The organism is Desulfosporosinus lacus DSM 15449 (genome assembly GCF_900129935.1).
In the GTDB taxonomy this organism is placed as follows: Bacteria; Bacillota; Desulfitobacteriia; order Desulfitobacteriales; family Desulfitobacteriaceae; genus Desulfosporosinus; species Desulfosporosinus lacus.
Genome location: NZ_FQXJ01000028.1, coordinates 1 through 14,037, shown reverse-complemented (window position 1 = coordinate 14,037; position 14,037 = coordinate 1). Strand labels below are relative to the sequence as shown.

Here is a 14,037-nt window from a genome sequence, read left to right as displayed (position 1 = left end):
TTTACTAGTCAAGCACAGGTTGACTTAAGTGAAAAAAGGGATATAATTTTATTAAATCTTATTAAAACATATTTACAAAAGTCTTATATAAATCACGGAAAAATAAGTTCGTTTTTTACAAATGTTTAAGTGGTGAAATATGAGGGATGTTAAAGAAGACTCTATTCTGATTTTAGAATCAGCATGAGAAAGGATTAAACAAATAATCTCATGGGGGAAGAAAATGAAAGAAAATTTTAAGCTGCGAGTATCACAGATTGAGAAATCGTTTCCTGGTGTTAAGGCTCTCGATAAGATTGATTTCGCTGTCAAAAAAGGGTCTGTTCATGTATTGTGTGGAGAAAACGGGGCAGGAAAATCAACATTAATGAAAATCATTAATGGAATTTATCAACCGGATAGTGGTCAGATTTACATGGACGAAAAACCAGTGAAAATCAATAATCCTATCCAAGCGAGAACTCTAGGGATCTCCATGATATTTCAAGAGATGAGTTATGTTCCTGAGATGACAGTTGAAGAGAATCTTTTTCTTGGAAATCTCCCCGTCAAAAGGTTCGGTAATGTTAATTGGAAAGAGGTAAGACGACGCACTAAAGAGCTCTTACTGGCTGAAAATCTACCCTATTCTCCGACGACCCCACTTAAAGATCTTACTATATCAGATATTCAGATGCTGGAAATCATTAAAGCTATTTCCTACAAGTCCGATATCATCATAATGGATGAGCCCACCTCGGCGATCACACTTAAGGAAGTAGAAAAACTATTCGTTAAGATAAGAGAACTCAAAGCTAGAGGAGTAAGCATCATCTATATATCTCATAAGTTAGATGAAGTTTTCCAGATAGCGGATGATATAACAGTGTTAAGAGATGGAACGGTTGTAGAAAGCCACCCTAAGGAAGAATTGGACATCGAAACGGTTATCGCCTTGATGGTGGGACGTAAACTTACCACGACCTTTCCAAAGGAACACGTTGCTATTGGGGAAGATATGCTTCAGGTTGAAAACTTGAATTGCACAAATGTGTTCCATAATATTAATTTCCATGTTAAAAAAGGGGAAATTTTAGGATTTGCCGGGCTAATGGGTGCCGGAAGAACCGAAGTTATGCGCGCTCTATTTGGCCTTGATCCAAAAACATCCGGGGTTGTAAAAATTAAAGGCAAGGAAGTTACGATTAAAAACGTGCGTCAGAGTATCGATCATGGGATGGTCATGCTTTCAGAGGATAGGCGACGATACGGAATAATTCCTATGCGATCAGTCAAGGAAAATACGACCCTTTCTAATTTGAAAAGTGTTTTTTATGCTTACAGGAATCATAAAAAAGTTGAGAAGAAACTAGTCTCCGAAATTCTTAATAAGATGAGAATTAAAACACCAAACATAGATACACCTATAGCATCACTGAGCGGAGGTAATCAGCAAAAGGTTGTTCTCGCCAAATGGATGATAAGAAATCCGGATATTCTAATCTTGGATGAACCTACTCGAGGTATTGATGTCGGCGCCAAGTTAGAAATTTATAAGCTTATGACGGATTTAGCTAAAGAGGGTAAAGTCGTAATTATCGTTTCTTCTGAACTCCCTGAGGTCATTGGGATGTGTGACCGGATTTATGTCATGGCCAAAGGAACTATCACAGGGGAGATAAATCGAGGAGACTTTTCTCAAGAGCTCATTATGAGATATGCTACCGGAACTTTGACAACTAAGGGGGTGAACTGAAATGAAACTAGGAAGTAATTTTTGGAGTACTGTTAAAAAGAAATACAGCATTTATATGATTCTAGTCGGGTTATTCATTGTATGTTCACTGGCAAATCCTAATTTTTTGTCAGTCAATAATTTAACCAACATTTCAAGGCAGTTATCAGTTACCACTATCCTGGCACTGGGTGCGACGCTGCTTATCATCAGTGGAATGCTGGACTTATCATCAGGGTCTGTCCTGGCACTTGCCGGAGTATTTGCAGTATCTACCTATAAAGCGACAGGCTCTTTGTTATTAGCACTTAGTGTAGGTATTCTGACTGGGATTGTATGTAACGTAATCAATGCCATCATGGTTAGTACCTTTAAAGCACCTCCTTTTATTGCTACATTGGCAATGCTTACAGTGGCTCGTGGTGTGGCACTTCTGTACACGAAGGGACAAAACATCCTTCAATTGGGAAAATTTACGGAATTAGGACAGGGATCAATTGGAGTTATTCCCATTCCTATTATTTTTCTAATAGCGATTGCAATTCTAACGTGGTATTTGTTGAATCATACTCGATTTGGACGTTCTCTTTATGCTGTCGGAGGTAATGAAGAAGCGGCTATTGCCTCAGGGATTAACGTTCATAAGGTTAAATACACTGCTTTTATCATTAATGGTATTTTTGTAGGGATTGCGGGTGTTTTATTCATGTCCCGTGTCAATGCAGGTCTTCCGAATGGCGCTATCAATTATGAGTTTACCGCTCTAACCGCAGCTATTATCGGAGGAACGAGCTTTTCGGGCGGTATTGGTACCGTAGGAGGAACCCTTGCCGGTGCGTTCATTGTCGGGTTTTTAGATAACATCATGAACTTAAACAATGTAGATTCTTATATGCAACAAATAGTTCGCGGCACCATTATCGCACTTGCTGTAATCTACGATATTCGATCAAGGAACCGCAGAGCAAAAGCTACGTTAGTCAAAGCAGAGGATCTGGGAGCAGATAAAAAATAAAAACATCAGTTAAGGCTTGTTTAATGATGAGAAATAATCAAATTCTTAAACGAAGTATTTTATGAACTTAATTAATGAGCCTTGCTGTTTAAAAATATAACTTTACAAGAGAGAAGGATGGAGAAAAAAGATGAAGAAAAAACTGTTAAGCGTAGTTTCAGTGTTATTAATGGTGGCTTTATTAGCCGGTTGTTCATCAAGTAAGCCAACAACGCCTGCTCAGAGTGACTCGTCCAGCGAGAAAACATACAAGGTTGCCTACATAGCACGCGCCCAATCCGATTCATTTGCGGCTTGGCTTGCTAATGCAGTTAGAGATGAAGCTAAGAAATATCCGAATATTACCCTAGAGGTTTTCGATGGTCAGGCAAACGATGATAAAGAAAACTCTATGATTGAGAATGCTATAACCAACAAATTCGATCTAGTTATCGTACAGCCAAATAGTGGCGAATCTCAAAGACCTTATGTAGAAAAGGTCGTTAAAGCCGGTATCTTTGCTATTACAACTAATGCACGTATTTCCGGTATTGAAGGTGCATCGTCAGTTGATGCTCAACCTTATGAGCAAGCAGCGGTTAATGCACGTGCAGCTTTAACACAAATTCCACAGGATGCAAAAGTCGTTGTCCTAAAAGGACCTTCCGGTAACTTCCATGCCGATGAGCGTCGTGCCAGCTGGCAAAAAGAGTTCTTTGACAAACGCCCAGATGTTAAAATTGTTGGTGAGCAAATCGCTAATTGGAACAAAGATGAAGCTATGAAGTATATGGAAGACTGGGTTCAAGCTAACGATAAAATTGATGCTGTTATTGCCATGAATGACAACATGGCTGCCGGAGCACTTGAAGTAGTTAAGGACAATCCAAAGTATGCAAAAATGTTTGCCTATGGTGTTGACGGAACTGCTGAAGCATTGTTCCTTATTAAAGAAGGCAAAATGACGTCTACTTGTTTGCAAAATGCTAATGAACTTGCAGAGAAAATGCTTGACGCAAGTAACAAGCTTTTAACTGGCGCAGAAAAAGAGATTAACACTGATATTGGTAACCCCCTGGTTACTAAGGAAAATGTTGATCAATACATCGAAATCCTAAAAAAATCCGGAACAATTAAATAATACGTTTAAGGGCTCTCTGGAGTACGCAGGACATTCTCCCTCAGGGATGAATGTCCTGTTGGCTAACAGCTACTCTAGCGTTTATATGTGCTTGCACCATTATTAACTAACTACATTACTCAAGGAGGGGTACTCAATGAAAAATAGAGCAGCCTACATGACCGGTCTCAACAAATTGGAAATCCGTGAAATCGAAGTCCCTGTACCGAAAGAAAAACAAGTCCTTGTAAAACTTGAATATGTAGGGGTTTGCGGGTCTGACGTGCATTATTTGGAACACGGGAAAATAGGAGATTTTATCGTCAATGGTGATTTTATACTTGGTCATGAATGTGCGGGAACTGTAGCTGCCATCGGATCAGGCGTAGAAAATCTCAAAGTTGGAGATAAAGTAGCCTTAGAACCGGGATGTACTTGTGGTCAATGCGAATTTTGCAAAACAGGCAGATACAATCTTTGCCCGGATGTAGAGTTCTTAGCGACACCACCCTATCATGGTTGCTTAATGGACTACATTGCATTTCCGGAAAACATGGCCTTTAAGCTGCCAGAAACCATCTCAACTAAAGAAGGTGCGCTTGTTGAGCCATTAGCTGTTGGCATGCATGCTGCAGCCCAGGGTAATGTTAAGTTAGGAGATTCAGTGGTGATCCTCGGCTCAGGTACTATAGGTCTTGTTACACTCCTGGCGTGTAAGGCGTATGGCGCAACGGATATTACAGTTGTGGACGTTATTCCAAAAAGGCTGGAATATGCTAAAAAACTGGGAGCAACGACCGTTTTAAATACCAAAGAAGTGGATGTTTTAGCGGAAATCGATAAACTTACGAACAAAAAAGGCGTCGATATTGTTATCGAAACTGCAGGGGCTACCCAAACAATTGCTCAAACCCCTTATCTTGTCAAGAATGGTGGATGTATCGTTCTTGTTGGCATGGCACCTCAGGATACTATCGAATATAACTTTGCAAAAATTATGGCTAAAGAAGCGGAAATTAAATCCGTTTTTCGTTACAGAAATATCTATCCTCAAGCGATCAATGCAATTTCAAAAGGGATTATTGATATCTCTGGAATTATTACCCATGAGTTTGATTTTGAAGATGTTGCCAATGCTTTTGACTTCGCGATTAACCATAAAGAAGATGTTGTTAAAGCTGTTATAAAAATCGGCTAATCTATTGGTACTAATATTCGTAGACTGCTAAACCAGGAGGGATGCGCGATGCAATATTTACTTGGCGTTGACTTAGGGACCTCGGGTACAAAAACTGTGTTGTTTGATCTTGCCGGAAACGCCATCTCTTCAAAGACGATTGAATACCCATTATATCAGCCAGCAAATGGTTGGGCAGAGCAAGACCCTTCTGATTGGTGGAATGCGACATGTAATGGTATTAAATACGTTGTCAATGAGAGTGGTATTGATACATCCGGAATTGCCGGAATAGGTCTTTCCGGACAGATGCATGGGCTTGTAATGCTCGATAAGAATGGAATCATCTTGAGAAATTCAATCATTTGGTGCGATCAGAGAACAGACAATGAATGCCAGCAAATGAATAAAATAATCGGTGAAAAAAGGCTCATAGAAATTACGGCCAATCCTGCACTTACAGGTTTTACTGCTTCCAAAATTCTCTGGGTTCAGAACAACGAACCTGAAGTTTATGAGAAATGTGCTCATATTTTGCTTCCTAAGGATTACATCCGCTATATGCTTACGGGTGAATTTGCTACAGAAATGTCAGATGCGTCAGGTATGCAACTGATGGATATTCCTAATCGTTGTTGGTCTGATGAAATATTATATAAATTCAATATCGACAAGTCTATGCTGGGGAAGATCTATGAATCACCAGATATTACAGGTAAGGTACACAGAAGGGCAGCAGACTTAACAGGACTCCGAGAGGGTACAATCGTTGTGGGCGGTGCAGCCGACAACTCTGCTGCCGCAGTTGGTACAGGGGTTGTAAGGGCAGGGAATGCTTTTACGACCATCGGAACTTCCGGTGTAATTTACGCCATTTCAGATGAGGTTTCCATTGACATTAAGGGCAGGGTGCATACGTTTTGCAGTGCCGTACCAGGGAAGTGGACGGTCATGAGTTGTACCTTGGGTGCTGGCTTATCTTTGAAATGGTTGAGAGATACTTGTTGCTCTGAGGAAATGATGGAGGCTGAAAAGCTAGGGGTTGACCCCTATGTTGTCATGAATACCTTGGCCGAAAAAATTATGCCCGGAGCAGGGGGATTAGTTTATCTGCCTTACTTGATGGGGGAACGCTCTCCTCATCCAGATCCTTATTGCAGAGGGGTATTCTTCGGATTGTCTGCTTCGCATAATCGCGCTAACATGATTCGTGCAGTAATGGAGGGGGTAGCCTTTTCCCAGCTTGAATGTGTTGATGTCTTTAAGGAAATGAGAGTTAACGTCGAAGAGATGATAGCCTGTGGTGGCGGAGGAAGAAGTCCCGTCTGGAGACAGATGCTTGCCGATATGTACGGTTGCCCTGTAAGCACGATCAAAGCGGATGAAGGACCTGCCTTTGGTGTTGCGATACTAGCAGGAGTTGGAGCAGGAATCTATGATTCAGTAGAAAATGCCTGTGACAATTTAGTTATCAAGAATAGCATCCAGAAGCCAAACCTTTCCACACGAAAGGTGTACGACGAGTATTATCAGCTGTATAAGAAATTGTACGTTGATTTAGAGGGGTCATTTAAGTATTTATCTAAACTCCCAAAATAAGTCTGTGAACGGCAGGATTATAAGAGATCTTTGTGAGTGAACCTACTCAGTATAATGACAGGGGTTATAGCGAAACTAATGTTTCGCTATAACCCCTTAAGCTTTCTCTGAAATACCTCAAATCTATATTTCCTAGGTGTTTCAAGTTAGCCCGACGAATTCAATTCTTCTGATTTAGATATGTTCGGGCTCTTTTTGTTGTTCCTTGTAATATTTATGTGTTCTCGGAAGGATTTTGAGGAAATAAGTGGAATTGTATAAAAATACTGGACAAATAATTTAGATAAGGGAAGATTTGACTTGATATCACTTCAAAATTCGTACTTATTCTTAATTGCTATCCTTAATGTTTTAACAACACATACTTTACTTACAAGAAAAAAATCCTTTAAATTCTGTTTGAACACCTTCTTATTAATCACGTTATTCATTTATATTACTAATATTTGTGCGAAACAATATATACAAGATCCCATAATTATTGAATATGTATTATATTTAAATTCTTTTTTATACATATCGTATATTAATTTGGTATTTGAAGAATCAATAACAAAAAAAGTATTTGCAATGTTTAGCATTTGGATGTTTTCAACAATATGTTTAGTAATTGCCATATCATCTGTACAATTATTTTCTGGTATTGATGATCTGAAATATTTTCTCAACCTTATATATATTTTTAGAATTTGTATTCAGGTATTATTGTTATTAGCCACTTATTTTTTTATAAGTGAACCTTACAAAATGGTTCTTAACAAAGTATCCAATAAAACCATAAGCTTTATGTCTCTCTACCCAATTCTTGCATTTTTGTTATTACTTAATAACTATACGATATCATTCGAACATTCGAAAAGTTTTAACCCTACATGGGACATGCTATTGTTTTTAGTATTTATCATTTTAGGATATGTATTTGTTTATGCAGGGATATCCTCAGCATCTCAAATAATATCACTGCAATATAATATGGAAAAGCTGGAGTGGGTTTCAAACACAGACCCCTTAACAGGTTTATTCAACCGAAGATTTTATGAAGATGAGTTAAAACGGTTAGATACAGAAAGAAACCTTCCTATGACCATTGTTATGGCTGATGTAAATGGGTTAAAACTTATCAACGATTCCTTTGGACATGTCATGGGTGATGAGCTTCTTAAGAAAGTAGCAGAAGTGATAAAGAGGGGATGCCGAGCTGATGACATCATTGCCAGACTCGGAGGGGATGAATTTGTTATTATATTACCTAAAACGGATGCTTTTGTAACAGAGAAAATCATTAAACGGATCAAGGATCTGTCATTAAAAGAAAAAGTAGGATCCATTGATGTTTCTATTTCCTTTGGTTATGAAACCAAGAATAATGAAGAAGAAAATAATCGAGAAATATTCAAAAAGGCTGAGGACCATATGTATAAGAAAAAACTCTTGGAGAGTCCAAGTGTGAGAGGGAAAACAATGGGTGCTATCATTAATACGCTTCATGAGAAAAACAAAAGAGAAGAGGCGCACTCACATAGAGTTTCAGCGTTATGCAAAAGCATGGGAGAAGTACTCGGAATGCCTGAGAATGATAATGAGGAACTTATGACGGTTGGATTACTACATGATATAGGCAAAATAGCTATAAACGAAACTATACTTAATAAGACTGGTAACTTTACAGACGATGAATGGAAGGAAATTAAGCGCCACCCTGAAATAGGCTATAGAATTCTAAGTACGATCAATGATATGTCCGACATTGCTAACTACGTATTGTATCACCATGAAAGATGGGATGGGAAAGGGTACCCAAAAGGCTTAAAAGGAGAAGAGATCCCCTTTGTGTCTAGAATATTAACGATAGCGGATGCTTATGATGCAATGACTAGTGAGAGAAGTTATCGGAGTGCATTACCAGATGAATTAGTAAAAGCGGAATTACATAGAAATGCAGGTTTTCAATTTGATCCTGAACTGACAAGTGTATTTATCGAAAAAGTATTAGGAAAATCAATGGCTATATATAGTGATGAGCCGGAGAAAAATACAGCACTTTCAACGTGACAGAGGCACGTGGAGTGCGTGGTAATGCTAAACAATAGAACCAGGGACTCACTTCAATGTTGAACGTCCGGTGCTATTGTCTAGAGTCAAAAAAGGAAATTAATTTTTTCTGGTAAGTGATATAGTCAGTTCTTTGATATTGGCCATACTTAAAGAGTTTTAATATGGCGTTAATTAAAGTGGTTAAAAGCTCAAATAATACAGTCATGGTCAATAAAATTGGGGAGTGGTTCATTTGAAACGAGATGCAATAATTGGTGGAGTCATGGGGGTAATTATCGGTGACGCTTTAGGGTTACCTGTCCAGTTCATGACGAAAACAGAAATAAAGAAAAACCCAATCACAGATATGAGGGGAGGAGGTGCCTCTGGACTTGAACCGGGAGCATGGTCGGACGATAGTTCCCTTACACTCTGTCTGGCTGAAAGTCTGTATGAGGTGGGCTATAATCCTGCTGATATTGCTCGTCGCTTTGTAATGTGGTATCGTGATGGCTATTTGACTCCGTTGGGCAAGTCCTTTGATATAGGCGGAACTACAGAAATAGCCATGAAGAGATTGATCCATGGGGTCGCTCCATTTAAAGCGGGTCCTACTGATGCAAAAAGTAATGGGAATGGAAGCCTGATGCGAATTCTCCCAGCAACCCTATTTTTCGCCCATGAATCTGATTACACTATGATTCAGCGGATGTGTGAAGTTTCCAAGATAACCCACGGACATCCGCGCAGCCAATTGGCGTGCAGTTTGTATTCTCTGTTCGTGAGAGAATTACTAAAAGGGAGCAGTCCCCAAAAAGCCTATGACACTATGAGACTTAAATCTCAAACTGTGTTTTTTATAGACCGCAAAATTGGTAAGCAATTAAGTCATTTTAAACGTATTATTAGCGGTGAACTTCCTGATCTTGATGAAAGTGATATAAAATCGGGGGGCTATGTCGTTGAATCCTTGGAGGCTGCTCTCTGGAGCTTTCTCACTACATCGTCGTTTGAGGACGCAGTGCTTAAAGCAGTGAATTTAGGTTGGGATACGGATACAGTGGGAGCAATTACGGGTAGTATGGCTGGTGTTCATTATGGGTATTCGAATATTCCTGATCATTGGCTGAAGAAACTATTAGACTATGAAAAAATAATGAGTCTAACTAATCAATTTGCAGAACGGGTATTACAAACAAAGTAATCAACTTATGGCGTGATATGTTTAGAGTTTTCAATCACAATTCAGATTAGCTGTTGACAACGTAAGTTAAAAATGCTAATATGAAATTCCGGTTTAAACGGCCACTCAATCTGGCGGCATAGCCAAGTGGTAAGGCAGAGGTCTGCAAAACCTCTATTCCTCAGTTCAAATCTGAGTGCCGCCTCCAATCAATTTGCCGATGTGGCGTAACTGGCAGACGCACGGGACTTAAAATCCCGCGGAGTAATATCCGTACCGGTTCGATTCCGGTCATCGGCACCATACAGACTACTTAGCAAACCCCGAAATCCTTTGATTATGGATTTCGGGGTTTTTTATACGTGGGATGGAAGAAAGGTTATACCCATACAAGGATGTCCTTAATTAGGGTTTGCTAATTTCTCGAAAAGTTTAGATTTTGCAAGGATTTGCGGGTAGTTCTGCGTAATATATGCACGAAAGAACAGCCTTTGGCGTCAAAAACCATGCACATGGAGTTAAAAACGATGTATCGTAAACCAAATAGTTAACGTCAGACCCGGCCGGGCTTGTCCACAATTCGACAGCGCTGTCGAATTGTGGGACAAGCCGAAGAGAAGGCTCCCATCCTTGTCGGGATTGCCCAAATTCTGATTTGGATATTGAGGCGTAATAGCTATTAGGGGCTTCCGTCGTTGTATAGCTTTTGAATTAAGTAGTTCTCTATAATAACTTCAGGACAAACATAACTGACATCCCAAGACCCAAGGTAGCGATGATATTACGGCTCTTATAGGCCACAAAAGCGGCAGCTATGCCCGCAATCAGGTAATCATTGTATAAACTAATATCCAAATATCCCTTGGGCGAAAGTAACAAAGGGACAATTAAGGACGTCAATATGGCAACTGGGACATATTTTAACCATCTGTTTAACCAAATTGGAACCCCTGTAAACCGGAACAAAGCTAGTGCTCCAAATCTGGTGAAATATGTAACCAAGGTCATCCCTATAATGATGTATAAAACTTCACTGCGCATGTTCGCTATCCCCCTCTAATAAACCCCCTATTAAACTGGCTATAAGGCAGGCGATAATAATATACCATTTACCCGGTAAGTACAGGGCAGCAATTACTGAAACCACTGCAGCTATAGCGAATACAATTAGACTGATGCGGTCTGCCAACAGCGGTATCAGCAATACCAAAAAAGTTGCCGGCATGGCAAAATCAAGCCCCCAAGTTAAGGGGTCGGAAATGTAGCTTCCCAAAACTACCCCGGTAATAGTAGCTAAAACCCAAACTAAATAAAGCACAATACTCACAGTCAATTGATAGGGCACGCTGTATCTGGTCTTGTGAATTCGGCTAATGGTCAAGGCATAGGCTTCATCGGTCAAAAAGAATGCCAGGAATGCTTGAAGGGGAAAGGGCAGTCTAACCATATAGGGTGCCAAGGATGATCCCATGATCAAGTGGCGTAAGTTTACCAGTAAGGTTGTAAGCATAAGAATTCCCCAGCCCGTTATGCCTGCGCTCAGCATGGTAATGCCAATAAACTGTGACGCACCTGCAAAAACAAAGACAGACATTAGAATAGTTTCTATTCCTGACATTTTTGCTGTAAGCCCCATTATCCCGCAGGTGATACCAAAGGGCACTACTCCAAGCACCACTGGGGTGCATTCGCGAAGTGCAACCCATACTTCTTCCGCTAGTTCGTTCTTACCTGAGAGGAGATTTGATAGCAGCATAATCATCCACCTACCTTTAATATTTCTTTAAATCTTAACGAGAAACGAAAATATTGTAAATATCCAATTATGCTTATATAATATAAATTGGATACAAAATAAGGAGAAATGCCAAATGGACATATCCAAATACCTAAATAGCACAGAGTTGGATACCTCTAATAAGCAACCCCTCTATCTGCAAATTTCCTTACTCATTGCTGACAAAATCCAAAAGCAAATCTTGCCTTCAGGTACGAAGCTTCCCCCTGAACGGGAATTAGCTGACCTCTTTGCTGTAAGCCGTACAACTGCTATCAATGCCTATCGTAAGTTGGAACAGCAGGGATTGGTATGGACCAAAGTAGGCAGCGGGACTTATGTAGCGCAAGCACGTGATTTAGAGTCCTTATCTGAAGTCCCCTGGCCCCAACTGTTTACTGCCTATCCTCAAAACCCTTTAGCGTCAATCCTGAGGGATCTGGTTTCTACTAATGCTCCGGGTACTATATCTCTGGCTGCAGGTATGCCTGATCCAGCCCTTTATCCTCTGGAAACCTTTACCGAGTTATTTAACCACAATATTGGAACTGTCCCCCCTGCAGATTTTGGACATATTCCTACAGAAGGTTATTACCCATTGAGAAGGGCAATTGCCGCAATGTTGAGCGAGAAGGGGATACCGGCTTCGACGGAGAACATACTAACTCTCTCAGGATCCCAACAAGGCATATATTTACTGAGCAAAGTATTATTGGAACCTGGCGACTATGTTGTGATGGAAACACCAACGTTTATCGGTGCTATCCAAGTTTTTCAGGCTGCAGGAGCAAGGATTTTAAGCCTCCCTTACTCGGAAAAATTTTCAATAGAGCTGTTGGAGGACTTTCTAATTCGTTACCGGCCGAAATTGTTATATATCATACCTACCTATCAAAACCCGACCGGCAGGGTAATGCCGGAACAAGAGCGCAAAGATTTGGTAAAACTCGCAAAACGTCATCGGCTTGTTATAGTGGAAGATGATCCTTACAGCGATTTGTGTTATGGTGAACAGCCGCCTCAGGCTCTTAAAGCAATGGATTCCTACGGAGGAGTAGTTTATTTGGGAACTTTCTCGAAGATCCTATTCCCAGGTTTACGTACAGGCTATCTTGCAGGTCCGCCTGTTTTAATCAATCGGCTTGCCTTGGAAAAACAGTTTATTGACTTGCATTCAAGCAACATAGCCCAATGGCTCGTGACCATGTTCTTAAATGAAGGGAAGCTTGCAGAGCATCTGACCAAGGTTCGGAGAGAATACAAAAAACGCCGAGATACAATGGCAAAAGCTCTCCTGCGTTTGTGTGTAAAAGATATTGATTTTAAGGTGCCGGAGGGAGGGTTTTACTTTTGGTGTAAGTTAAAACAAGCGGGTACTTCCCAACAACTCCTACAAGCTGCTGCAAAAAACCGAATTTCCTTTGTGCCTAGCGAAGCTTTCCATACAATGCCCACCCCTGATAATGAGTTTCGTCTCTGTTTTACGACTCACAATGAAACCGTTTTGCTTGAAAGTGTGCAGCGCTTGGCCAAAACCTTGACACAAATAACAAAAAAGATTAAAGATAACGATGCACCTCCTTCTTCGGTATGGCCGATTATTTAACCTAGCGAGGAAGAATCAGACAAATAAAACGCCCACCCTTGTTGATTTCAACAAAGGTGGGCGTTAATTAATTTCCTACCTAAACTTTATCAATTCGGCTGAACGTTTAAGTTGTTCATCTAGAACCTTAGCATATATTCTTGTTGTTCTGGGGTCGGTATGTCCTAAAGCGTCTTGTACAATTGCCAGGTTTTCCGTTTCACGGAGTAGTAATGTGGCAAAGGTTGAACGCATTTTGTGTGCGCTAAAACCGTCAGTATTATGTCCCAATGTTTTAAGAATTGCCATATATTTTGTTATGAGATTTTGTACTGCTCTTGTACTTATGCGTTTTCCTTGCATAGAGAGAAATAATGCCTCTGATTTGCCTTGAGCATATCGTTGTCGTTCATTTTGAAGATAATCGTCCAAAGCTTCCTTGATCTCACTATTAAAGTATACGACTGTTTCTTTATTTCCTTTGCGAATAACTTCAAAGTAGCCTTTACTAAGGTTTGTAGTTGTGAGATTAAGATGACAGAGTTCGGATAAACGCAATCCTGTACCAATAAAGGTAAGAAATATTGCGTAATTGCGTTTTTCAGTATATGCGTGATATTTGAGTTGTTCCTTAGATAAACCAACACCGTTCTGTAAAACGTCAGTAAGGTCAGCAATTTGATTAGGCTCAAGAGCTTTAGGAAGCTTTTGGTTGACATTAATCGGGTCTAGCTTGATAGTAACATCTTTAGAAATCATATCCTCGCGCAGCAAATAACGATAAAGGGATTTAATGACTGCTTGTTTGCGAGCGAGAGCGCGCACACCATTATTGCGTTCAACGCTGGCCCAGC

General features: G+C 40.1%; 10 protein-coding genes, 2 tRNA genes and 1 pseudogene. 10 read left to right on the top strand and 3 right to left on the bottom strand.

The window, feature by feature from the left end; translation table 11 throughout:
* Positions 1 to 223 precede the first annotated feature (223 nt).
* The 9 genes and pseudogenes from BUB11_RS23635 (at position 224) to BUB11_RS23595 (ending at position 10,124) form a co-directional block, all read left to right on the top strand.
* A complete protein-coding gene (locus tag BUB11_RS23635) occupies positions 224 to 1,735 on the top strand; it encodes a sugar ABC transporter ATP-binding protein (RefSeq protein ID WP_073032781.1) in 1,512 nt (503 codons plus the stop codon).
* A 1-nt stretch (position 1,736) separates the two neighbouring features.
* Complete coding sequence (locus BUB11_RS23630) at positions 1,737 to 2,729, top strand: ABC transporter permease (RefSeq protein ID WP_073032779.1); 993 nt, start codon at positions 1,737 to 1,739, stop codon at positions 2,727 to 2,729.
* Positions 2,730 to 2,859: 130 nt separating this feature from the next.
* Positions 2,860 to 3,849, top strand: coding sequence for a sugar ABC transporter substrate-binding protein (locus BUB11_RS23625; RefSeq protein WP_073032777.1), 990 nt, complete (start codon positions 2,860 to 2,862; stop codon positions 3,847 to 3,849).
* Positions 3,850 to 3,985: 136 nt separating this feature from the next.
* Positions 3,986 to 5,026, top strand: a complete 1,041-nt coding sequence (locus tag BUB11_RS23620) for an NAD(P)-dependent alcohol dehydrogenase (protein WP_073032775.1) — start codon at positions 3,986 to 3,988, stop codon at positions 5,024 to 5,026.
* A gap of 48 nt (positions 5,027 to 5,074) precedes the next feature.
* Positions 5,075 to 6,604 (top strand): xylulokinase, encoded by a 1,530-nt coding sequence (gene xylB, locus BUB11_RS23615; RefSeq protein ID WP_073032774.1) that lies wholly within the window; start codon positions 5,075 to 5,077, stop codon positions 6,602 to 6,604.
* A 978-nt stretch (positions 6,605 to 7,582) separates the two neighbouring features.
* A pseudogene (locus BUB11_RS23610) lies at positions 7,583 to 8,656 on the top strand (HD-GYP domain-containing protein); the annotation flags it as partial.
* A gap of 226 nt (positions 8,657 to 8,882) precedes the next feature.
* A complete protein-coding gene (locus tag BUB11_RS23605) occupies positions 8,883 to 9,842 on the top strand; it encodes an ADP-ribosylglycohydrolase family protein (RefSeq protein ID WP_242947722.1) in 960 nt (319 codons plus the stop codon).
* A 112-nt stretch (positions 9,843 to 9,954) separates the two neighbouring features.
* Positions 9,955 to 10,029, top strand: a tRNA-Cys gene (locus BUB11_RS23600).
* Positions 10,030 to 10,037: 8 nt separating this feature from the next.
* Positions 10,038 to 10,124: transfer RNA gene (locus tag BUB11_RS23595), tRNA-Leu, on the top strand.
* A gap of 420 nt (positions 10,125 to 10,544) precedes the next feature.
* On the opposite strand, the gene BUB11_RS23590 is transcribed toward BUB11_RS23595, so the two are convergent.
* The gene (locus tag BUB11_RS23590; protein ID WP_073032772.1) at positions 10,545 to 10,862 is read right to left on the bottom strand and encodes an AzlD domain-containing protein; all 318 of its coding nucleotides are present in this window, start codon (positions 10,860 to 10,862) and stop codon (positions 10,545 to 10,547) included.
* On the bottom strand, positions 10,852 to 11,577 hold the full coding sequence (locus BUB11_RS23585) for an AzlC family ABC transporter permease (protein WP_073032771.1): 726 nt from the start codon (positions 11,575 to 11,577) through the stop codon (positions 10,852 to 10,854). The genes BUB11_RS23590 and BUB11_RS23585 overlap by 11 nt, the downstream gene beginning before the upstream one ends.
* Positions 11,578 to 11,692: 115 nt before the next feature.
* Between BUB11_RS23585 and pdxR the strand changes: the two genes are divergently transcribed.
* Positions 11,693 to 13,204 (top strand): MocR-like pyridoxine biosynthesis transcription factor PdxR, encoded by a 1,512-nt coding sequence (gene pdxR, locus BUB11_RS23580; RefSeq protein WP_073032769.1) that lies wholly within the window; start codon positions 11,693 to 11,695, stop codon positions 13,202 to 13,204.
* A 75-nt stretch (positions 13,205 to 13,279) separates the two neighbouring features.
* Here pdxR and BUB11_RS23575 read toward each other — a convergent pair.
* Positions 13,280 to 14,037: tyrosine-type recombinase/integrase (locus tag BUB11_RS23575; protein ID WP_073032767.1), on the bottom strand; the 758-nt coding region annotated here is incomplete at its 5' end.